This is a genomic window from Lysobacter luteus (assembly GCF_907164845.1).
GTDB lineage: Bacteria > Pseudomonadota > Gammaproteobacteria > Xanthomonadales > Xanthomonadaceae > Novilysobacter > Novilysobacter luteus.
Genome location: NZ_OU015430.1, coordinates 1,630,102 through 1,648,857, shown reverse-complemented (window position 1 = coordinate 1,648,857; position 18,756 = coordinate 1,630,102). Strand labels below are relative to the sequence as shown.

The window sequence follows — 18,756 nt, the reverse complement described above, 5'->3', positions numbered from 1 at the left end:
CCATGGACCGTTCCGATTCCCCCGTCATCGGTCCGCTGGACATCACCCCCGAAGCCCTGGCGCAGGAGGCGATGCGCCTCCAGGCCAAGCTTGGTGCAGGCCTGCAGACGCTGCGACAGGTGGGCGACACCAATTACGGCGCAACCCCGAAGGAAGAGGTCTGGCGCGATGGCAAGGTCGTGCTGTACCGCTTCCGCGGCGACGCGATCGAAGGCGGCCGCGCGCCGACCGCCAAGGTCCCTCTGCTGATCGCCTACGCTTTGGTCAACCGGCCGTACATGGTCGACCTGCAGGCCGACAAATCGATCGTGCGTGGCCTGCTCGAGCGCGGCGAGGACGTCTACGTGCTGGACTGGGGTTACCCCGACCGGTCCGACCGCTTCCTCGACCTGGAGGACTACATCCAGCGTTTCCTCGGTGGTGCGGTCGACCACCTGCGCGAGCGCCACCGCGTCGATGCGATCAACCTGCTCGGCATCTGCCAGGGCGGCGCGTTCTCGCTGTGCTACAGCGCGCTCAACGCGCGCAAGGTGCGCAACCTGGTGACGATGGTGACGCCGGTGGACTTCCACACCGACGACAACATGCTGGCCAACTGGGTGCGCGGGACCGACATCGACCTGATGGTCGACACGCTGGGCAACATCCCCGCCGACGTCATGAACTTCACCTACCTCACGCTCAAGCCCTGGCGGCTGTTCGTGCAGAAGTACGTGGGACTGGTGGACATCCTCGACGACCCCCGCGCGCTGGAGGACTTCCTGCGCATGGAGACGTGGATCTTCGACTCGCCCGACCAGGCCGGCGAGGCGTTCCGCCAGTTCGCCAGGCAGTTCTACCAGGCGAACGGTTTCGTCAACGGTGGTATCGAGATCGGCGGACGCCCCGTCGACCTGGCCCGCGTCGACATGCCGGTGCTCAATGTCTTCGCCGAGGCGGACCACCTGGTGCCGCCCTCGTCGTCGAAGGCGCTGGGCGGGCTGGTTGGCGGCAGCGACTACAGCGAACTGTCGTTCCGTGGCGGTCACATCGGCATCTACGTCTCCAGCCGTGCGCAACGCGAGGTGCCGCAGGCGATCCACGACTGGCTGGCGGTGCGTTCGCGCTGACCGGCGTCCGCCTTACGCAGCCATCACGACAACGCACTAGACTCGAGGCAACTCCGTCGTCCCGTCGAGCCCATGGAACACACCCACCGCCCCTTCGTCCGCTCCCGCAACGACCGCATGCTCGCGGGCGTCATGGGAGGCATCGCACGCCGGTTCGGCTGGAACTCGACCCTTCTGCGGGTCGTCTTCGTGATCGTGTCGATCGCCTCGGCCGCGTTCCCCGGCATCCTGGTCTACCTGATCATGTGGCTGCTGATGCCGGAAGAAGGCGAGGTCGCCTGACCCACCCGATGGCACGCCGGCGCGATTCGGCGTGGACCGCGCTGCTGCGACTGGCGGGCGCGGCATGGACGCTTCCCAACACCGTCGCCGGGCTGCTGCTCGGTTCGCTTGGTATTCCCTTCGGCGCGCACGCGCACTGGCGGCGCGACGACCTCGCACTGGTGTTCCATGACTGGCCGTGGGGCCCCGGCGGCGCCATCACGCTTGGCAACGTCATCGTGCATACCGGTGCCGACCTCGATGGCACCTGCCGCACCTACGCCCACCGCGCCGGCTGGTGCGAAGAGCCCGCCGTCCGCCTGGCCGACCACGAGCGCGCGCACGTCTTCCAGTACATGGTGCTTGGCCCGCTGTTCCTGCCGGTGTACCTGGCGTTCGGTGGCGTCAGTGCGCGCAACCGCTTCGAGCGCGCCGCCGACCGCTACGCATTGACCGGCCAGGGGTGGTGGCCGTGGCCTGCGCCGCCGCTGCGGCGGCCGGCATAGTGCGACCGGCTTCACGCTACCGGTCGGCTGTCCCATAATGCGGACCGGTCATGCGCGGGGAGGCGCACGGCCGGGCGCCGCACCGGCGCATCGCACTCAAGGGGAGGGGACATGCTCAAGTACGTGTTGCTCGCGGTGTTCGCGGGTCTGGGTTGGTTCGTGTTCGTCGATGGCAGCAAGCTCGACGAAGCGGATGTACGCGCCTATTACCTGGCCCAGCGCGACGCCACCCTGGCGCTGGATGCCGACACCCTCTGCGCGATGCTCTCGAAGGATGCGTCCGGCAGGATGACCACCTACGTGGGACCGCGTGAGCAGATCCAGCTGGTCTCGCGCGATTCCGCATGCCGCGACACGCAGGAAATGTTCCAGAAGATGAAGCCGCTGATGGAGCTGCTCGGCAACGAGGTTCCCTTCGGCTACACCTACGAGATCAACGCCATCAACCTGTCCGACGACCGGAAGTCGGCAAGGGTCGAGGTCCGCAGCGTGCTCGACATCCTCGGCATGCGCTTCGTGTCGCGCACGGTGGAGACGCTGGTTCGCGACCGTCGGGTAGTACTGGTCGAGCATGTGGAAGGCCGCGCCTGGGTCAGCGAAAGCCCGGGGATGTAAGCCCCCTGCACTGTCTGCCGCCGCGCCGGCAAACAAAAAGGCCTGCAACTGCAGGCCTTTTGTCTGGTGCCGAAGGTGGGACTCGAACCCACACGCTTTTAAGGGCGGCGGATTTTGAGTCCGCTGCGTCTACCGATTCCGCCACTTCGGCCGGGCGCGAAGTATAGCCGACAACTTTCGGGGCGCGGGGCCAAATGCGTCTGCGCTTTTCGCCGCTCGGCCGTCAGTGGGCCTCGTCGGTGGGCAGCGCCTTGTCGGCGCGGGTGAACCACTCGCCGTCCTGCGGGATGAACATCGAGCAGCCTTCCATGGCGGCCTTGTAGATGTGCACCGACACCGCGACCTCGTCGCCGCTGGTGTTGCGGATGGCGTGGTACTCGTGAGGCGGGATCAGGCTGCCGGCGCTGCCGGGCCCGGCCACCATGCCGCCGGCGGCACGGAAGCGGAAACGCTCGTCGTCGCGCTCGAGCAACTCGTACTGGGTGATCTCCAGTTCGCCGTCCCAGACACCCTCCACGCACCATAGGCCGCAGTGGTCGTGCACCGGCGTGCCCTGGCCCGGGCCCCACGTCATCGCTACGACGCTGTAGCCGTGCTCGGGGCTGCGGTAGATCTCGCGCCGCGCATAGTGGTCCTCGATCGGTTCGAATACGCACGGCGGCAGGCTGACGTCGCGGTCGCGGATCATCCGGCACAGGGTGTTGCGCAGCGCCGAGGTGATGGCGTGCTGGTCGCCGGCGGTGACGGCCGCGTCGAGCGCATGGACCAGCTTGTCGTGGCCGGGGAACGGGATGTCGGGCAGGGCTTGGGCGTTCATGCGTCCGATTCTACCCGGGCGCTAGAGGGTGTCGAGGAACCCACGCACGGCCGGGGCGAACCGGTCGAAATCGACCAGGAAGGCGTCGTGGCCCTGCGGCGACGGCAACGGCAGGAAGCTCGCATCGGCGCCGCCGGCCCGCAGCCCTTCGGCGATCTCGCGCTGCTGTTGCAGCGGGAACAGGATGTCGGTCTCAGCGCCGATGGCCAGCGCCTTCTCGATCCGGATCGCCGCCAGCCCGGCGCGGGTATCGGTCTCGGCGTCTCCGCAGCGCCCGGCGCAGTGGTCACCGAGGTCGAACCAGTCCATCGAGCGGCTGAGGTAGAGGTAGCAGTTGGGGTCGAAGCGGCGGACAAAGCGCCGGGCATGAGCCTCCAGGTAGCTCTCCACTTCGAACTCCAGTCCGAATGGCTCGTCGTCGGCGCGGTCGGAGTCCAGCCGGACGCGGCCGAACCGGCCGTCCCACTCGAGCGCCGAGCGGTAGGTGATGACGCCGAGCTTGCGCGCCATGCGCATCCCCGACTCGGGGTAGCTGGCGTCGTCGTAGCAGCCGTTGTTCCAGTTCGGGTCCAGCCGGATCGCCTCGCGCTGCAGCGAACGGATCGCGATCGAAAACGGCAGGGCCTTGGCGGCGCCGGAAATGTTGATGTGCGTGCGGGCGATGCCCGGGTGGCGGGCCAGCATCGCCAGCGACACCATCCCGCCCATCGAGTTGCCGACCAGGCAGGCCAACTGGTCGACGCCCAGCGTCCGCACCAGGTGGGCGGCCGCCTCGGCGCCGTCCTCGATCGACAGCTCGGGGAAGTCCAGGCGGTAGGGCTCGCCGGTGTCGGGATTGGCGGAGGCGGGGCCGGAGGACCCCTTGCAGCTCCCCAGCGCGTTGCTGCAGATGACGAACCAGCGGTCGGTGTCGATCGCCTTGCCGGGGCCGACCATGGCCTCCCACCAGCCCGGCTCGGGGTTGGCGTCGTTGGAGGCGGCGTGGGCGTCGGGCGAGAGCCCGGTGACGATCAGCAGGGCGTTGTCACGTGCGGGCGAGAGCGTGCCCCAGGTTTCGTAGGCGATCCGTGCGCGGTGGATCTCGCCGCCCCGTCGCATCGGGAACGGCGAGGGCAGGTCGATGAAGCGGGTACCGGGCGGGATGAATTCGGTCATGCGCCTATTCGACCACACGGTCGATCATCAACGCTGCCGAAACCTCCGCGCCGTTTTCCACCACTACGGGTGCCGATTCGAAGTCGCCCGCCCGCGGGGTGGCGTCGCCACTGGCGGACACGCGTGCAAGCAGTTCGACCTGTGGCAGGTCGGAGAGGCGGGCAGTCGGCATCAGGCTGTCTGCGTCGGTGAGGGTGACCGTCAGCGGGAAGCCGGTGGGTTGCAGCTTCTCCACCGCGACCGGCATCGGCGGGCCGCCGGGGCGTCGCGCGATCACGAACACGCTGGCGCCGTCGGGGTAGCGCATCGCCAGGGCCGGGTCGAGCGAGACGCTCGCGGTGATGTTGACGGGGGATGCCGCCGTTTCAGGGGTGGGCGGCAACGGCGCCATCCCGGCATCGGCGCGGGCCAGGTCGATCTGCTCTCGCAGGCTGGCTGCGGTGGTTGCGTCAACCTGGGCCAGCAGCGGCTCCCAGATCGCCACGGCCTCGGCGGCCGCACCGGCCTGGCGACGGGCGATGCCGAGGAACCAGCGGGCGCGCTGGTGCTGGGGCTCGATCTCAAGCGCGTGGCGTAGCATCGCCACCGCGGTTTCGTCGAACAGGCGGGACGGGTCGGCCTTGGCGCGGGCCTCGGCGGCCTCGGCCAGCAGGGCGGGTTCGTCCGGGGCGAGCAGCACCGCGCGGGCGTAGGCGTCACGCGACTCGGCGAATCGGCCTTCGGCCGCGTGAGCGCGCGCCAGCAAGCGCCATCCTTCGATCTGGTTGGGATCGCGTTCCAGTTCGGCGGTCAGTTGCACGATCGCCTCCGACAGTGATTCCGGCGCGCGTCGCTGGCTGGCGTCGAGCGCGCGCGGCGTGCCGACCAAGGCATACAGCAAGCCCGTGGTGACCAGCAGGCCGGCCAGCATGCCGGCACCGGCCAGCGGCCGGTCGCGCCAAACCGGGCGCAACACCAGCGCCAGGACCAGCAGGGCCAGCACCAGGCTGGCGATCACGAACACACTCATCACCACTCCTGGTCCTGGTCGCGCGCCTCGTCCGGAGCAGCGGCCGCACGCGGGTCCGCACGGCGGCGCACGATGCCCACCACCACCAGCCCGCCCGCCAGCAGCAGCACGGCGGGACCGAACCACAGCAGCCAGGTGGTCGGTTCGACACGCGGGCGGTACAGCACGAATTCGCCGTAGCGTGCGACCAGGTACTGCTTGATCTCGGCGTCGGTCATGTCCTTGCGCATCAGCACCAGCACCTCGTTTCGCAGGTCCTGGGCGATGGCGGCATTGGAATCGGCCAGCGACTGGTTCTGGCACTTCACGCAGCGCAGTTCTTCCGTCAGCGCGTGGAAGCGCTCGGCTTCGGCGCGGCTGGTGAACTCCGGCGGGGCGACGGTGGTCGCGGCCTGCGCGAGCGCGGCGGTCGGCAGCGCCCACGCCAGCGTGAGCAACACCAGCGTCAGCAGGGCGCGCACGCGGAGCATCAGCCGTCCACCTCGTGGAGCAGCGGGATCAGCTCGTCGCGGATGGTCTCGTCGCTGACCGGGCCCACGTGCTTCCAGCGGATCACGCCGGCCGCGTCGACCAGGAAGGTCTCCGGTGCGCCGTAGATGCCCCAGTCGATCGCCTTGTCGCCGGTGTAGTCGGTCAGCACCAGCCAGTACGGGTTGCCGAACTGCTCGAGCCAGCGCAGCGCGTCGGCGTGCTCGTCCTTGAGGTTGTAGCCGATCACACGGATTCGCTTGGTCTCGGCGAACCGGGTCAACACCGGGTGCTCGACCCGGCACTCCGGGCACCAGCTGCCCCAGACGTTGAGCAGGTAGGGCTCGCCAAGAAGCTCAGTGGACGACACCAGGCGGCCGGCCTCGTGCAGCACCGGCAACTCGAAGGCGGGCGCAGGCTTGCCGATCAACGGCGAGGGCAGTGCCTCGCGGTTGCCCTGGCGGCTGAGGATCACGCCGGCCAGCAGCAGCGCGGCCAGCAGGCCGAACACGACCAGTGGCAGCCAGCGGGCCTTGGATGTGTTGGTGGTCATTGCACGCTCCCTGCGGTGTTGGCGGTACCGGGGCGGGCGTCGACCCGGCGGAAACGGCGGTCGGCCGCGGTGACCAGCCCGCCCAGCGTCATCAGCAACGCGCCGACCCAGATCCAGCGCACGAACGGCTTGATGTGTACGCGGATGGCCCACGCATCGCCGCCGAGCGGTTCGCCCAGCGCGACGTACAGGTCGCGGGTCACGCTGCGCTCGATGGCGGCTTCGGTCATGACCTGGCCGCCGCTGACATAGGCGCGCTTTTCAGGATGCATGGTCGCCAACGGGGCGCCGTCGCGGAAGACCTGGACGGTGCCCAGGTCGGCCTCGTAGTTGGGGCCGACGCGATGCTCGACGCCCTCGAACCGGAACGCATGTCCGCCCAGCTCGACGGTCTGGCCCGGCTTCACCGCAAGCTCCTTCTGCAGGCTCAGGCCTTCCACCAGCAACGCGCCGGCCAGGAACACCGCGACGCCGAGGTGGGCCAGGGTCATCCCCCACATCTCGGCGGTCATCCGCCCGCTGGCCGACAGCCGCGACCACGCGAAGCGCAGCGTGCCCAGCCCGACCCACACGGCGCCGGTGACGCCCGCCGCCACCTTCCATGCACCCTGCGGCGCGAAGAAGAACGCGGCGACGCCGGCCGCCAGCGCGAGCCCGGCCCACGGCGCAAGCATCGCCAGTGGCCGCGATACCTGCTCGCGCTGCCAGCGCGTCACCGGGCCAAACGGCAGCAGCAGCACCAGTGGCGCCATCAGCAGGGTGAACAGCAGCGCGAAGTAGGGCGGACCCACCGAGATCTTGCCCAGCTCCAGCGCGTCGGCCAGCAGCGGGTACAGCGTGCCGAGTAGCACCATCGCGCAAGCGGTCGACAACAGCAGGTTGTTCCCCAGCAGCAGGGTCTCGCGCGAGCTGGCGGCGAAGTACTGGCGCGGGTCGGCCTTCCCATCGCTGTCGCCGGGCGCGCGCAGCGCGTAGAGCACCAGCGAACCGCCTATGACGATGCCGAGGAAGATCAGGATGAACAGCCCGCGGGTCGGGTCGGCCGCGAAGGCATGCACGCTGGTCAGCACGCCCGAGCGCACCAGGAACGTGCCCAGCAGCGACAGCGAGAACGTGGCGATGGCCAGCAGCAGGGTCCAGCCCCGGAAGGCGCCACGCTTCTCGGTGACCGCCTGCGAATGCAGCAGCGCCGCGCCGGCGAGCCACGGCATGAAGCTGGCGTTCTCGACCGGATCCCAGAACCACCAGCCGCCCCAGCCCAGCTCGTAGTACGCCCACCAGCTGCCCAGCGCGATGCCGGCGGTCAGGAACGCCCAGGCGACGTTGGTCCACGGCCGGGTCCAGCGTAGCCAGCGCGCGTCGACGTGGCCGTCCAGCAGTGCGGCGATCGCAAACGCGAAGGGGACGGCAAAGCCGACGTAGCCGAAGTACAGCATCGGCGGGTGGATGATCATCCCCGGGTCCTGCAGCAGCGGGTTGAGGTCGCGTCCCTCCGCGGCGGCCGGCAACAACCGGTCGAACGGGTTGCTGGTGAAGATCAGGAAGGCCAGGAAGCCAACACTGACGATGCCCATCACGCCAAGCACCCGCGCGATCACCTGGGCCGGCAGCGCCCGCGAGAAACGCGCCACCACCGCCGTCCACAACGCCAGCACCAACGCCCACAGCAGCAGCGAGCCCTCGTGTGAGCCCCAGACCGCGGTGTATCGGTAGACCATCGGCAGCAGCGAGTTGGAGTTCTCGGCCACGTAACGCACCGAGAAGTCCTGGCTGACGAACGCTTCGGTGAGAATGCCGAACGCCAGGGCCACCAGCACCAGCTGCGCATAGGCGGCCGGCCGCGCGGTGGCCATCCACGCGCCGATCCCGCGCTGGGCGCCGACCAGTGGTAGCGCGGCCTGCAGCATCGCCACCAGCAGTGCGAGGACCAGTGCGACCTGGCCGAATTCGGGCAGCATCAGTTGGCCGATCCGGCGGTGCCCGCGGCCGGCGCGTCGACGTCGTGCTTCTGGTGCGCCTGGCCCATCTTGTCGGCGACTTCCTTGGGCATGTAGGTCTCGTCGTGCTTGGCCAGCACTTCCTCGGCGACGAAGCGGTCGCCGTCCATGCGGCCGGTCGCGACCACGGCCTGGTTCTCGCGGAACAGGTCGGGGAGAATCCCGGTGTAGGTGACCGGCATCAGGGCGTCACCATCGCTGACGTCGAAGTGGGACTCCAGCGTGCCATCGACACGCCGCAGCGAGCCTTCGGCCACCATGCCGCCGAGGCGGAACCGGGCCTGGCCCGAGCGTACGTCGGCGCCGGCCTCGCCGCTGATCACCTCGTTGGGCGTGTACAGGTAGGCGACGTTGCGCTGCAGCGCCATTGCGACCAGGGTTGCGGCGATCGCGGCGGCCACCACGAGCGCGAGCACCCAGAGCAGGCGGCGGCGTCGGACAGGATTCATCGGGTCAACTCGTCGGTAACGGAGGGGGTGTGCGGCGCGGACGTCCGCGCGGCGGCCTGGCGTTGCGCCCGGCGGCGCGCCGCGCGGAGCTCGCGGCGGACCTGCAGCAGCGGCGATACCAGGTCCCACGCCAGCACCACGGCAAACACGGCGTAGGCGGCGACCACGTAGCCCAGGTAGCTCATCGCGAGCCCCCGGCCAGTGTCGCCACCCAGGCCTTGCCGGCTTCGCGGCGCAGGTTGTCGGCCCGCGAGCGGGCGAGCAGGGCGCCGACGAACCAGAGCTTGGTGCCAATCAGCATCCAGACCAGCGGCTGGATCATCGACGGGTCCATCGTCGACTCGCCGAATATGCGGATGGTCTGGCCCTGGTGCAGCGAGTTCCACCAGATCACCGAGTAGCGGATCACCGGCAGCAGGACGACACCGACGATCGCCAGCAACCCGGCGGCACGCGCGGCCGCGCGGCGGTCGTCGATGGCGTTGTACAGGCCGATCACGCCCAGGTAGAGGAACAGCAGGATCAGCTCGGTGGTCAGGCGCGGGTCCCAGTCCCACCAGGTGCCCCACATCGGCTTGCCCCAGATCGAACCGGTCACCAGCGTGATGAGGGTGAAACCCGCCCCTATCGGCGCGCAGGCCATGGCCAGGATCTCGCACAGCTTGATGCGCCAGACCAGCGCGATGGCCGCGTACAGCGCCATCAGACCGAACACCAGCATGCTCATCCAGGCGCTGGGCACGTGGATGTAGAGGATCCGGAAGCTGTCGCCCTGCTGGTAGTCGGCCGGCACCAGGAACAGCGCCCCGTAGGCGCCCCAGAGCATCACCAGCAGGCCCAGCCCGTAACCCCACGGCGCCCAGCGGGCGGCGAAGCGGTCGAAGTAGGGAGGCGAACCGAGTTTGTGGAACCAGCGGATCAGAGGATTCATCTGTTTTCAGTTCAGGGCGATGCGGATCGCGGCGGCGGCGGCCAGCGGCGCCAGCACCAGCGAAACCACCAGTCCGGCCCCCAGCAGCAGCAGCGCGCCGACCGGGTCCATTCCCTGGGCCGAAGCGGCCACGCTGCCAGCCCCGAACACCAGTACGGGGACGTACAAGGGCAGCGCAAGCAAGGCCAGAAGTATACCGGAGCGCCTCATCCCGACGGTCAGCGCGGCAACCACCGCACCCAGCAGGCTCAGCAGCGGCGTGCCCAGCGCGAGCGAGGCCATCAGCACCGGCAACTGGCCGCGCGGCAGGTGCATCAGCTCGGCCAGGAACGGGGTGGCCAGCAGCAACGGCAGGGCGGTCGTCGCCCAGTGCATGAACGTACGCACACCGACCAGCCATGCCAGCGGCACCGGCGCCAGCATCCACTGCTCCAGCGAACCGTCCTCGGCATCGCCGCGGAACAGAGTGTCCAGCGCCAGCAGGCCCGACAGCAGCACCGCGACCCAGAGCACGGCCGGGGCCACGTTGGCCAGCACCTTCGCCTCGCCACCCAGCGCGAGCGCGAACAGCACGATCACCAGCAGCGCGAACAGGGCCGGCTGCAGCGCATCGCCACGGCGGCGCCACAGCAGGCGCAGGTCCCGGCGCATCAGCGCCGAGGCGGTCCCGGGCAGGCCGGGCAGGGGGCTGGTCGCCTTCATGCGGCGCGCTCGGCGACGGGTCGGGTCATCGCCAGCAGCCGGGTGCGGACGGGCGGGGCGGCATAGGCACCATGGGTGGTCACCAGTGCCGCGCCGCCGGCGCGCAGGTGCGCCTGCACCATCCGGTTGACCAGTTCGATGCCTTCCAGGTCGAGGTTGGCGTAGGGCTCGTCCAGCAGCCACAACGGTGCCGGGGACAGCCACAGGCGGGCCAGTGACAGGCGCTTCTTCTGCCCGGCCGACAGTTGCCGCGCGAGCGCGTCCTCGTAGCCGGCCAGCCCGACAATCCCGAGCGCATGTTCCGGCAACTGGCCGCGGCGGCGCCCCTGCAGGCCGCACAGGAATTCGAGGTTCTCCAGCACGCTGAGGTCGGCCTTCAGCCCGGGCAGGTGGCCGAGGTAGGCGATCGCCCGCGCGCGCCGCGCCGGCCCTGCGGCACCGCCGTCGATGTCGATCTCGCCGGCATCGGCGCGCAGCAGCCCGGCCAGTACGCGCAGCAAGGTGGTCTTGCCGGCGCCGTTGTCGCCCTGCACCAGCAGTGCCTCGCCGGCATCGACGCTGAAGTCGAGCGGGCCGAACACGGGGTCGTCGTTGCGGGCGAAGCGCAGGCCGCGGGCCTCCAGCAGCGGCTGCGCGGGCGGGTCGGTCAGGGGCATGGGTTACGGCGCACGGTCGACGGCCGGCGGGCCGGCAGACCGGCGATTCTACCGCGCACGCCCACGCCGCACCGACCCGGTGTCACCCGGCGCATTGGGTCTCGGGGACCGTCTCGCCGGGCCAGTCGGTGTAGGGCGATTCGGATGCTGACGGGGAGGCCGGGTCGGGCCGCTGAATCAGCATCCGCAGGCGCACCGGTTCCCCGCGCGTCCAGCACAGCACGCCGGCCTGGCCGAACTCGCGGGCCAGGTGATCGGCCGCGTGGTCGTCGACGTCGGCCAGCAGCCAGCCCGGCTCGTGCCAGTGGCCGTCCGGACCCTGCGCCCAGGCCCGCAGCCGGGCAACGCCGTCGGCATCGAGTTGCGACACCAGCAATGCGTCGGCGGACTCGTTGATGGTGTCGGAGTGCGGTTCGGAGGCCGGGTTCCAGGCCGTGACGAACACGTAGCGCGAAGCGGGCCAGTAGGCCTCGAGGTCAGTGGCCGGCTCGCCGACGCGCAGCCGCACGGTGTCGCCGTCCAGGGTGACGCCGTAGTCGGCCGCGGCGTAGGCGGCCGCCAGCTCGGACGCGTTGACGACCCGGTAGATGCGCATGAACGGGAGTTTCGACCGCGCCCGGAGTGGTTGCAAGCGCGCCCACGGCCGCACACGCGCGGATTTCGTAGACTCCGGGTTCCCCCCGATGCACAAGACACGATGACGCCCGACCTGCGTACCAAACTGCCCCGCGTGGGCACCACGATCTTCGCCGTGATGTCGCAGCTGGCCGCCGAGCACGGTGCGGTCAACCTCGGCCAGGGGTTCCCCGATTTCGACGTTCCATCGCGACTGGTGGATGCGCTGGCGCGTGCGATGCGCGACGGGCACAACCAGTACGCGCCAATGACCGGCCTGCCGGTGCTGCGCGAGGCGATCGCCGACAAGACCGCGCGCTGTTACGGCTACCGTCCGGACCCGGCGGCGGAGATCACGGTCACCTCCGGCGCAAGCGAGGCGATCTTCGACGCCATCCACGCGGTGGTCCGTCCGGGCGACGAAGTCATCGTGCTCGACCCCTGCTACGACTGCTACGAGCCGGCGATCGACCTCGCCGGCGGTGTCGCCGTCCACGTGCCGCTGGACCCGCAGACCTTCGCGCCCGACTGGGAGCTCATCCGCCGGGCGGTGAGCCCGAAGACGCGGATGCTGATGACCAACACCCCGCACAACCCGTCGGGGGCGATGTTCGATGCCGGCGACATCCAGCAACTGGCCGACCTGCTGCGTGGCACCGACATCGTGCTGCTGTCGGATGAGGTCTACGAACACATCGTGTACGACGGCCGCCGGCACGAATCGGTGCTGCGCTACCCGGAACTGCGCGAGCGGGCGTTCGTCATCTCGAGCTTTGGCAAGACCTACCACTGCACCGGCTGGAAGGTGGGTTACTGCGTGGCGCCGCCTTCGCTGAGCGCCGAGTTCCGCAAGGTCCACCAGTACAACACCTTCTGCACGTTTACCCCGGCGCAGGCCGCGTTCGCGGAGATGATCGCCGACGAGCCGGAGCATTACGAAACGCTGGGCGCCTTCTACCAGCCCAAGCGCGACCGCTTCCGCGAACAGCTGCTGACCACCCGGCTGAAGCCGTTGCCGGTCCCGGGCGGTTACTTCCAGCTGGTCGACTATTCGGAGGTCAGCGACCTCGACGACGCTGCGTTCTGCCGCTGGCTGACGGTCGAGCACGGCGTGGTCGCGATCCCGCTTTCGCCCTTCTACGGCTCTCCGCCGGTGGGGCAGCGCCTGGCGCGGCTGTGCTTTGCAAAGAACGAGGCCACGCTGGATGCCGCGATCGAGCGGCTGGGGAGGCTGTGATGCCGATGACCAACCTGCGCATCTCGCTGGTCCAGGGCGCCACGGTGTGGCACGACCCGGCCGCCAACCGCGAGTACTACGGCGGCCTGCTGGCGCCGCTGCATGACACCACCGACCTGGTGCTGCTGCCGGAGACCTTCACCAGCGGCTTCTCCAACGAGGCGCTGGACACCGCCGAGACGATGGAAGGCCAGACTCTCGCGTGGATGCGTACGCAGGCGGCGAAGCTGGGCGCCGCCATCGCCGGCAGCGTGCATATCCGCGACGGCGACGGCGTGTACAACCGCCTGCTGTTCGTCACTCCCGATGGCGGTGTGTCGCACTATGACAAGCGCCACCTGTTCCGTTACGCCCACGAACACGAGCGCTACGCGGCCGGCCGTGACCGGCTGGTCGTGGAATGGAAGGGTTGGCGGATCTGTCCGCTGGTCTGCTACGACCTGCGGTTCCCGGTTTTCTCGCGCAACCGCTACGACGTCGAGCGGCCCGAGGCGCTGGACTACGACCTGGCGCTGTACGTCGCCAACTGGCCGGCGGCGCGCGACCACGCCTGGAAGACCCTGCTGCGCGCCCGAGCGATCGAGAACCTGTGCTATGTCGCCGGCCTGAACCGGGTGGGCGAGGACGGCAATGGGATCCGCTACAACGGTGACAGCGCGGTGATCGATTTCCTGGGCCATCCCGTCACCGAGTGTGCCGACATGGAAGTGGTCACCACCAGCACGTTGCTGGGTTCGGAGCTGGCGCGGCACCGGCAGAAGTTCCCGGCGATGCTGGACGGCGACCGGTTCGAGCTGGGCTGAGGCAGGCGCAGCTTCACGCCGCGTCGCCGGGGTGCGCGGTATCCCGGAAGTCCCGGTGCCGGAACGACGGCCGCAGGTCCGCCCATGCCCTTCAATCGCGTCTACATCGACAACGAACCCACCCGCGCCGAAGTCGACGCGATGCCCGGCCCGCTCGTGATCGAGTTCGGCACCGCCTGGTGCGGGCATTGCCAGGCCGCCGAACCGGCCCTGCGGGCGGCATTGGCCCGGCACCCCGCAGTGGACCACCTCAGGATCGAGGACGGCGCCGGCCGCGCGCTGGGGCGCTCGTTCAAGGTGAAGCTGTGGCCGACCTTCGTCTTCCTGGCCAAGGGCGGCGAGGTCGCGCGGCTGGTACGCCCGACCGAGCAGGAGCCGATCGACGACGCGCTGGCGCTGCTGGCGCCGGAGGACAACCCATGAACACCCACGGTGCACACGTCCGCCCGCACCACGTGGTCCTCGCCGCGTGCGTGCTGGTGCTTCCCTTGGTGTACGGCTGCCAACGCGACACCGACCGTCCGCCGATGCTCACCGAGGGCGCCGAAACGCCGTCCGCCACGGCCGACTCCGGCGCGCTGGTGACCCAGCGGACGATGACGTCCGACAGCCTGCAGGTCATGTCGGTGGGTGGCCCCGCGCCGTTCGTCGCCGACAGCGACCGGCGCGCGGTGTACATGCTCGAGGGCGACACCGACGGTAGCGGATGCTCCGATGACTGCCTGCGGCAGTGGGCGCCGGTGTATGCCCCCACCGGCGAGCCGGACCTGGGCGAGGGCCTCGCACCGGCCCTGCTCGACGTGGTGACCCGCGCCGATGGCACCCGCCAGATGAGCTACGGCGGCCACCCGCTGTACCACTACGGCGGCGATACCGCCCGTGGCGACGTGACCGGACACGATGTGCGCGACACCTGGGGACACTGGCGCCTGCTCACGCCGCAAGGCCAGCCGGTCGGCGAACCGGTGGGTGCGCTGCGCTCCGATGGTGCCGAACCACCGGTGTCTACGCCCGCGCCCGACGGCGACGGCTGATCCCGGGCGACCCTGGCCGATCGTTCAGACCAGGCCGGTCGCGTAGAACACGCCGATGATCACCATCACGGCGAGCGTCTTGATGATGGTGATGGCAAAGATGTCCTTGTAGGCCTGGCGATGGGTCAGGCCGGTCACCGCCAGCAGGGTGATGACCGCGCCGTTGTGGGGCAGGGTGTCCATGCCGCCCGATGCCATCGCCGCGACCCGGTGCAGCACTTCCATCGGGATGCCGGCCGCGTTGGCGTTCGCGATGAAGGTGTCGGCCATCGCCGCCAGCGCGATGCTCATGCCGCCTGACGCCGATCCGGTGATGCCGGCCAGCGCGGTGACGGTGACCGCCTCGTTGACCAGCGGGTTCGGGATCGCGCCCAGCGCGTTGGCGACCACCAGGAAGCCCGGCAGCGCCGCGATCACGGCACCGAACCCGTACTCGGACGCGGTGTTCATCGCCGCCAGCAACGCCCCGCCGATGGCGGTCTTCGTGCCTTCGGCAAAGGTGGTCATCACCGGCTTCCAGGCGAACGCGAGCACGGTCAGGATGCCGACCAGCAGTGCGCCCTCGACGGCCCAGATCGCGGTGACCGACGACACCTGCTGCACCACCGGTGCGGCGTTGCCGATCACCGCCGGGTCGAACGCGTGAGTGTCACCGTAGTAGCGGGGGATCCAGTCGGTGAACAGTTTGTTGCTCACGCCCACCAGCACCAGAGGCAGGATCGCGATGGCGGGGTGGGCCAGCTTTCCGCCTGCAAACGCGGCGGGTTCGTTGACCAGCGTCGATGCCTCGCCGTAGCCCTCGCCATTGCGGGCCGCGACCCGCCGGCGCCAGTCGAGGTAGGCCAGTCCGACGGCCAGGATGAAGATGCCGCCGATCGTGCCCAGCCACGGCGCTGCCCAGGTGTTGGTGCCGAAGAACGTGGTCGGGATGATGTTCTGGATCTGCGGCGTGCCGGGCAGCGCGTCCATCGTGAAAGTGAACGCTCCCAGCGCGATCGTGCCGGGGATCAGCCGCTTGGGAATGTCGCTCTGGCGGAACAGCTCGGCGGCGAACGGGTAGACCGCGAACACCACCACGAACAGCGACACGCCGCCGTAGGTCAGCAGGGCGCAGACGATGACGATCGACAGGATCGCGCGGCTGGCGCCGAACAGGCGGATCGTCGCGGCGACGATGGACTTGGAGAACCCCGACAGCTCGATCACCTTGCCGAAGATCGCGCCGAGCAGGAACACCGGGAAATAGTTCTTCAGGAACCCGACCATCTTGTCCATGAACAGGCCGGTGAACATCGGCGCGACCAGCGACGGGTCGGTCAGCAGGACCGCGCCCAGGGCGGCCACCGGGGCGAACAGGATGACGCTGTAGCCGCGGTACGCGACCAGCATCAGGAAGGCCAGCGCCGCCAGCACGATCAGGAATTCCATGGGACCCCTTGCCCACCTCAGTGGGGTCGAAGTCTCGGCGTGCGCGCCGGCCGCGGGCATTGTCCGAAGGTACAGCTGCGACCGCCGTCGCCGTGCCCCTAGTCTTGCCTGCAATGGCGGATCGTCCGCCGGTTTTCATACGTTCCCGGGGAGAGCTAGAGATGGGTCGCAATCGCTTGAGTCGCACCACCCTTGCCGTCGCCGTTGCCGGCGCACTGCTCGCACCGGCCGCATGGGCGCAGGACACCACCGTCCAGGCCCCGCCGGAAACGGCCACCCGGTCGGACGCGACCACGCTGGGCGCGGTGACGGTAACGGCGCGCAAGCGCGAGGAAACCATCCAGGACGTGCCCGTCGCGGTCACCGCGTTCACCGCCGAAGCGCTGGACCGTCTCGCGGTCGAGGACCTCGGCGGCCTCGATGCGCACGTGCCCAACCTCACCATCTACGCCGCGCGAGGGTCCAGCAGCACCATCACCGCTTACATCCGCGGCGTCGGCCAGTCCGACCCGCTGTGGGGCGTGGACCCGGGCGTGGGCATCTACATGGACGATGTCTACATCGCGCGTCCGCAGGGCGCCCTGCTGGACGTGTTCGACGTTCAGCGGGTGGAGGTACTGCGCGGTCCGCAGGGCACGCTGTACGGCAAGAACACCATCGGCGGTGCGATCAAGTACATCTCCAAGGGCCTGCCGCGCGAGATGGAGGGCTTTGCCGAAGTGACCGTGGGCAACCACGACCAGCTCGACGTCAAGGCGGCGGTCGGTGGGCCGCTGGCCGGCAACGACGCGCTGCGGGCGAGGATCGCGGTGGCAAGCCTCAACCGCGACGGCTTCGGCGAGAACGTCTACAACGACCAGCCGGTCAGCGACAAGGAAATCCTGGCGATGCGCGCCCAGCTCGGCGCCTACGTCAGCGACGACCTCGACATCCAGTTCGCGTTCGACTGGATGGACGACCAGTCCGGGGTGCGTGGCGCGAAGATGCTGGCGCCCAACCGCTTCGTCCCGGGCTTCGACCCGATGGACAGTCGCTACGACATCCGCAGCGGCATGCCCAACGTCAATGACACCACCATCGGTGGTGCATCGGCCACGGTGAACTGGCGCGCGAGCGACGACTGGGCGTTCAAGTACGTGCTCGCCAAGCGCGAGTCCGACACCGAGACCAACATCGACTTCGACACCCTGCCGGCGCGCATCGCCGACGTGAAGGCGTTCTACTCCGACGAGCAGGTCAGCCACGAGCTGCAGGCGAACTACGACGCCGGTGGCCGGGCGCGCGGCGTGATGGGCATCTACGCCTTCGACGGCGAGGCCGGCGGCCAGGTGCTCAACAACTTCTTCGACCTGCTGTTCGGCGACACCCAGGGCACGGTCTACACGGAGAGCGTGGCGCTGTACGCCGATTGGACGTTCGACCTGAGCAACCAGCTGTCGCTCAACGTCGGCGCGCGCTACACCGACGAGGACAAGAACGCGGTGGTGTTCAACCGCGGCTACACCGACGCGACCTACACGGTGCCGACCGCGGTGGTGGCCGACTTCGACAAGACCATCAACTTCAAGAACACCTCGCCCAAGGTCGCGCTCGACTACCAGGTGACGCCGGACATCATGGTCTACGGCACCGCATCGCGCGGCTTCAAGTCGGGCGGCTACAACATCCGCGCCCAGGCCACCGCGGTGCCGCGCTCTGCCGAGCCATTCGACGACGAGGTGGTCGACAGCTTCGAGGTCGGCAGCAAGATGGCCTTCCTCGACCAGACGCTGTTCCTCAACCTGTCGGCGTTCCACAACAAGTACGAGGACATCCAGCTGTCGGTGTTCACCGCCTACGACAGCAACGGCGACGGCACCGAGGATGCGTTCTTCGGCGACTTCACCAACGCCGGCTCCGGCACCGTCAACGGCCTCGAGGTGGAGTACCAGTGGCTGCCGAGCCGCAGCTGGCTGCTGTCGGGCAACCTGGCCTGGCTGGACGCGAAGTACGACGAGTTCCTGTACGCCGGTGCCAACATCGCCGACGAGCAGGAGTTCACCAACGCTCCCGAGTTCTCCGGTGCGATCAACCTGGAGCACCGCGCCGACCTCGCCGGTGGCGGCAGCCTGTCGAGCCGGCTCGGCTACAGCTACCAGACCGAGGTCGTGGCCACCACCGAGATCATCCGGACCGGGGCGCTGCCCATCACCGAGGATGCGTACGGGCTGGTCAACGCCGGCGTGACCTGGAAGGACGGCGGCGCGTGGACGGTGTCCCTGCAGGGCACCAACCTGGCCGACAAGGAGTACCGGACCACCGGCTACAACCTCAATACCGCGCTGGGTGTCATGACCGGTTTCTACGGGCCGCCGCGTCAGTATTCGCTGAGCGTGCGCTACGACTTTTGACCGGTGACCCCCGGTCGCGGC

The 18,756-nt window shown here is 69.2% G+C and carries 22 protein-coding genes and 1 tRNA gene; 9 read left to right on the top strand and 14 right to left on the bottom strand.

Annotation, left to right across the window (positions count from 1 at the left end):
• Positions 1-2: 2 nt before the first annotated feature.
• The 4 genes from KOD61_RS07680 (at position 3) to KOD61_RS07665 (ending at position 2,491) form a co-directional block, all read left to right on the top strand.
• On the top strand, positions 3-1,109 hold the full coding sequence (locus tag KOD61_RS07680) for a class III poly(R)-hydroxyalkanoic acid synthase subunit PhaC (protein ID WP_215218139.1): 1,107 nt from the start codon (positions 3-5) through the stop codon (positions 1,107-1,109).
• A 72-nt stretch (positions 1,110-1,181) separates the two neighbouring features.
• Positions 1,182-1,391, top strand: a complete 210-nt coding sequence (locus KOD61_RS07675) for a PspC domain-containing protein (RefSeq protein ID WP_215218138.1) — start codon at positions 1,182-1,184, stop codon at positions 1,389-1,391.
• Positions 1,392-1,399: 8 nt separating this feature from the next.
• Positions 1,400-1,876, top strand: a complete 477-nt coding sequence (locus KOD61_RS07670) for a hypothetical protein (RefSeq protein ID WP_215218137.1) — start codon at positions 1,400-1,402, stop codon at positions 1,874-1,876.
• A gap of 111 nt (positions 1,877-1,987) precedes the next feature.
• Positions 1,988-2,491: a hypothetical protein gene (locus tag KOD61_RS07665; protein WP_215218136.1), complete on the top strand. Its 504-nt coding sequence runs from the start codon at positions 1,988-1,990 to the stop codon at positions 2,489-2,491.
• Positions 2,492-2,555: 64 nt separating this feature from the next.
• Here the strand turns inward: KOD61_RS07665 and KOD61_RS07660 are convergent.
• The 13 genes from KOD61_RS07660 to KOD61_RS07600 all read right to left on the bottom strand — a co-directional run bounded on the left by KOD61_RS07660 (position 2,556) and on the right by KOD61_RS07600 (position 11,823).
• Positions 2,556-2,642 (bottom strand) — tRNA-Leu (locus KOD61_RS07660).
• 72 nt (positions 2,643-2,714) lie between these two features.
• Entirely contained in the window at positions 2,715-3,308 is a 594-nt protein-coding gene (locus KOD61_RS07655) for a cysteine dioxygenase family protein (protein WP_215218135.1), read from the bottom strand.
• Positions 3,309-3,329: 21 nt separating this feature from the next.
• Positions 3,330-4,463 carry a homoserine O-acetyltransferase MetX gene (gene metX, locus KOD61_RS07650; protein ID WP_215218134.1) on the bottom strand — a complete coding sequence of 378 codons (1,134 nt, stop codon included), beginning with the start codon at positions 4,461-4,463 and terminating at the stop codon, positions 3,330-3,332.
• 4 nt (positions 4,464-4,467) lie between these two features.
• Entirely contained in the window at positions 4,468-5,472 is a 1,005-nt protein-coding gene (locus KOD61_RS07645) for a tetratricopeptide repeat protein (protein ID WP_407074537.1), read from the bottom strand.
• The gene (locus KOD61_RS07640; RefSeq protein WP_215218132.1) at positions 5,472-5,942 is read right to left on the bottom strand and encodes a cytochrome c-type biogenesis protein; all 471 of its coding nucleotides are present in this window, start codon (positions 5,940-5,942) and stop codon (positions 5,472-5,474) included. The genes KOD61_RS07645 and KOD61_RS07640 overlap by 1 nt, the downstream gene beginning before the upstream one ends.
• On the bottom strand, positions 5,942-6,493 hold the full coding sequence (locus KOD61_RS07635) for a DsbE family thiol:disulfide interchange protein (RefSeq protein WP_215218131.1): 552 nt from the start codon (positions 6,491-6,493) through the stop codon (positions 5,942-5,944). Before KOD61_RS07635 ends, KOD61_RS07640 begins: the two co-directional genes overlap by 1 nt.
• The gene (locus KOD61_RS07630) at positions 6,490-8,451 is read right to left on the bottom strand and encodes a heme lyase CcmF/NrfE family subunit (RefSeq protein ID WP_215218130.1); all 1,962 of its coding nucleotides are present in this window, start codon (positions 8,449-8,451) and stop codon (positions 6,490-6,492) included. The genes KOD61_RS07635 and KOD61_RS07630 overlap by 4 nt, the downstream gene beginning before the upstream one ends.
• A complete protein-coding gene (gene ccmE, locus KOD61_RS07625) occupies positions 8,451-8,939 on the bottom strand; it encodes a cytochrome c maturation protein CcmE (protein WP_215218129.1) in 489 nt (162 codons plus the stop codon). Before ccmE ends, KOD61_RS07630 begins: the two co-directional genes overlap by 1 nt.
• Positions 8,936-9,124, bottom strand: coding sequence for a heme exporter protein CcmD (gene ccmD / locus KOD61_RS07620; protein WP_215218128.1), 189 nt, complete (start codon positions 9,122-9,124; stop codon positions 8,936-8,938). The genes ccmE and ccmD overlap by 4 nt, the downstream gene beginning before the upstream one ends.
• Positions 9,121-9,870: a heme ABC transporter permease CcmC gene (ccmC, locus tag KOD61_RS07615; RefSeq protein WP_215218127.1), complete on the bottom strand. Its 750-nt coding sequence runs from the start codon at positions 9,868-9,870 to the stop codon at positions 9,121-9,123. Before ccmC ends, ccmD begins: the two co-directional genes overlap by 4 nt.
• 6 nt (positions 9,871-9,876) lie before the next feature.
• On the bottom strand, positions 9,877-10,572 hold the full coding sequence (gene ccmB, locus KOD61_RS07610; protein ID WP_215218126.1) for a heme exporter protein CcmB: 696 nt from the start codon (positions 10,570-10,572) through the stop codon (positions 9,877-9,879).
• Positions 10,569-11,228: a heme ABC exporter ATP-binding protein CcmA gene (gene ccmA, locus KOD61_RS07605; protein ID WP_215218125.1), complete on the bottom strand. Its 660-nt coding sequence runs from the start codon at positions 11,226-11,228 to the stop codon at positions 10,569-10,571. Before ccmA ends, ccmB begins: the two co-directional genes overlap by 4 nt.
• An 82-nt stretch (positions 11,229-11,310) precedes the next feature.
• On the bottom strand, positions 11,311-11,823 hold the full coding sequence (locus tag KOD61_RS07600) for a DUF3293 domain-containing protein (protein ID WP_215218124.1): 513 nt from the start codon (positions 11,821-11,823) through the stop codon (positions 11,311-11,313).
• 102 nt (positions 11,824-11,925) lie between these two features.
• Between KOD61_RS07600 and KOD61_RS07595 the strand changes: the two genes are divergently transcribed.
• The 4 genes from KOD61_RS07595 to KOD61_RS07580 all read left to right on the top strand — a co-directional run bounded on the left by KOD61_RS07595 (position 11,926) and on the right by KOD61_RS07580 (position 14,917).
• Positions 11,926-13,080 (top strand): pyridoxal phosphate-dependent aminotransferase, encoded by a 1,155-nt coding sequence (locus KOD61_RS07595; protein ID WP_215218123.1) that lies wholly within the window; start codon positions 11,926-11,928, stop codon positions 13,078-13,080.
• A 5-nt stretch (positions 13,081-13,085) separates the two neighbouring features.
• Positions 13,086-13,883, top strand: coding sequence for an amidohydrolase (locus KOD61_RS07590; RefSeq protein WP_215220331.1), 798 nt, complete (start codon positions 13,086-13,088; stop codon positions 13,881-13,883).
• A gap of 84 nt (positions 13,884-13,967) precedes the next feature.
• Positions 13,968-14,306, top strand: a complete 339-nt coding sequence (locus KOD61_RS07585) for a thioredoxin family protein (RefSeq protein ID WP_215218122.1) — start codon at positions 13,968-13,970, stop codon at positions 14,304-14,306.
• A complete protein-coding gene (locus KOD61_RS07580; RefSeq protein ID WP_215218121.1) occupies positions 14,303-14,917 on the top strand; it encodes a hypothetical protein in 615 nt (204 codons plus the stop codon). The genes KOD61_RS07585 and KOD61_RS07580 overlap by 4 nt, the downstream gene beginning before the upstream one ends.
• Positions 14,918-14,941: 24 nt before the next feature.
• On the opposite strand, the gene KOD61_RS07575 is transcribed toward KOD61_RS07580, so the two are convergent.
• The gene (locus tag KOD61_RS07575) at positions 14,942-16,345 is read right to left on the bottom strand and encodes a GntP family permease (protein ID WP_215218120.1); all 1,404 of its coding nucleotides are present in this window, start codon (positions 16,343-16,345) and stop codon (positions 14,942-14,944) included.
• A 161-nt stretch (positions 16,346-16,506) separates the two neighbouring features.
• On the opposite strand from KOD61_RS07575, the gene KOD61_RS07570 reads away from it, so the two are divergent.
• On the top strand, positions 16,507-18,735 hold the full coding sequence (locus KOD61_RS07570; protein ID WP_215218119.1) for a TonB-dependent receptor: 2,229 nt from the start codon (positions 16,507-16,509) through the stop codon (positions 18,733-18,735).
• Positions 18,736-18,756 lie beyond the last annotated feature (21 nt).

Bases quoted from the DNA above. Each gene is read 5' to 3' on its own strand.
- KOD61_RS07680 (WP_215218139.1), top strand. From the start codon at position 3: ATGGACCGTTCCGATTCCCCCGTCATCGGTCCGCTGGACATCACCCCC.
- ccmC (WP_215218127.1), bottom strand. From the start codon at position 9,870: ATGAATCCTCTGATCCGCTGGTTCCACAAACTCGGTTCGCCTCCCTAC.
- KOD61_RS07665 (WP_215218136.1), top strand. From the start codon at position 1,988: ATGCTCAAGTACGTGTTGCTCGCGGTGTTCGCGGGTCTGGGTTGGTTC.
- KOD61_RS07590 (WP_215220331.1), top strand. From the start codon at position 13,086: ATGACCAACCTGCGCATCTCGCTGGTCCAGGGCGCCACGGTGTGGCAC.
- ccmA (WP_215218125.1), bottom strand. From the start codon at position 11,228: ATGCCCCTGACCGACCCGCCCGCGCAGCCGCTGCTGGAGGCCCGCGGC.
- KOD61_RS07585 (WP_215218122.1), top strand. From the start codon at position 13,968: ATGCCCTTCAATCGCGTCTACATCGACAACGAACCCACCCGCGCCGAA.
- KOD61_RS07635 (WP_215218131.1), bottom strand. From the start codon at position 6,493: ATGACCACCAACACATCCAAGGCCCGCTGGCTGCCACTGGTCGTGTTC.
- KOD61_RS07570 (WP_215218119.1), top strand. From the start codon at position 16,507: ATGGGTCGCAATCGCTTGAGTCGCACCACCCTTGCCGTCGCCGTTGCC.
- KOD61_RS07670 (WP_215218137.1), top strand. From the start codon at position 1,400: ATGGCACGCCGGCGCGATTCGGCGTGGACCGCGCTGCTGCGACTGGCG.
- KOD61_RS07600 (WP_215218124.1), bottom strand. From the start codon at position 11,823: ATGCGCATCTACCGGGTCGTCAACGCGTCCGAGCTGGCGGCCGCCTAC.
- ccmB (WP_215218126.1), bottom strand. From the start codon at position 10,572: ATGAAGGCGACCAGCCCCCTGCCCGGCCTGCCCGGGACCGCCTCGGCG.
- KOD61_RS07675 (WP_215218138.1), top strand. From the start codon at position 1,182: ATGGAACACACCCACCGCCCCTTCGTCCGCTCCCGCAACGACCGCATG.
- KOD61_RS07645 (WP_407074537.1), bottom strand. From the start codon at position 5,472: ATGAGTGTGTTCGTGATCGCCAGCCTGGTGCTGGCCCTGCTGGTCCTG.
- KOD61_RS07640 (WP_215218132.1), bottom strand. From the start codon at position 5,942: ATGCTCCGCGTGCGCGCCCTGCTGACGCTGGTGTTGCTCACGCTGGCG.
- KOD61_RS07575 (WP_215218120.1), bottom strand. From the start codon at position 16,345: ATGGAATTCCTGATCGTGCTGGCGGCGCTGGCCTTCCTGATGCTGGTC.
- KOD61_RS07630 (WP_215218130.1), bottom strand. From the start codon at position 8,451: ATGCTGCCCGAATTCGGCCAGGTCGCACTGGTCCTCGCACTGCTGGTG.
- ccmD (WP_215218128.1), bottom strand. From the start codon at position 9,124: ATGAGCTACCTGGGCTACGTGGTCGCCGCCTACGCCGTGTTTGCCGTG.
- ccmE (WP_215218129.1), bottom strand. From the start codon at position 8,939: ATGAATCCTGTCCGACGCCGCCGCCTGCTCTGGGTGCTCGCGCTCGTG.
- metX (WP_215218134.1), bottom strand. From the start codon at position 4,463: ATGACCGAATTCATCCCGCCCGGTACCCGCTTCATCGACCTGCCCTCG.
- KOD61_RS07580 (WP_215218121.1), top strand. From the start codon at position 14,303: ATGAACACCCACGGTGCACACGTCCGCCCGCACCACGTGGTCCTCGCC.
- KOD61_RS07595 (WP_215218123.1), top strand. From the start codon at position 11,926: ATGACGCCCGACCTGCGTACCAAACTGCCCCGCGTGGGCACCACGATC.
- KOD61_RS07655 (WP_215218135.1), bottom strand. From the start codon at position 3,308: ATGAACGCCCAAGCCCTGCCCGACATCCCGTTCCCCGGCCACGACAAG.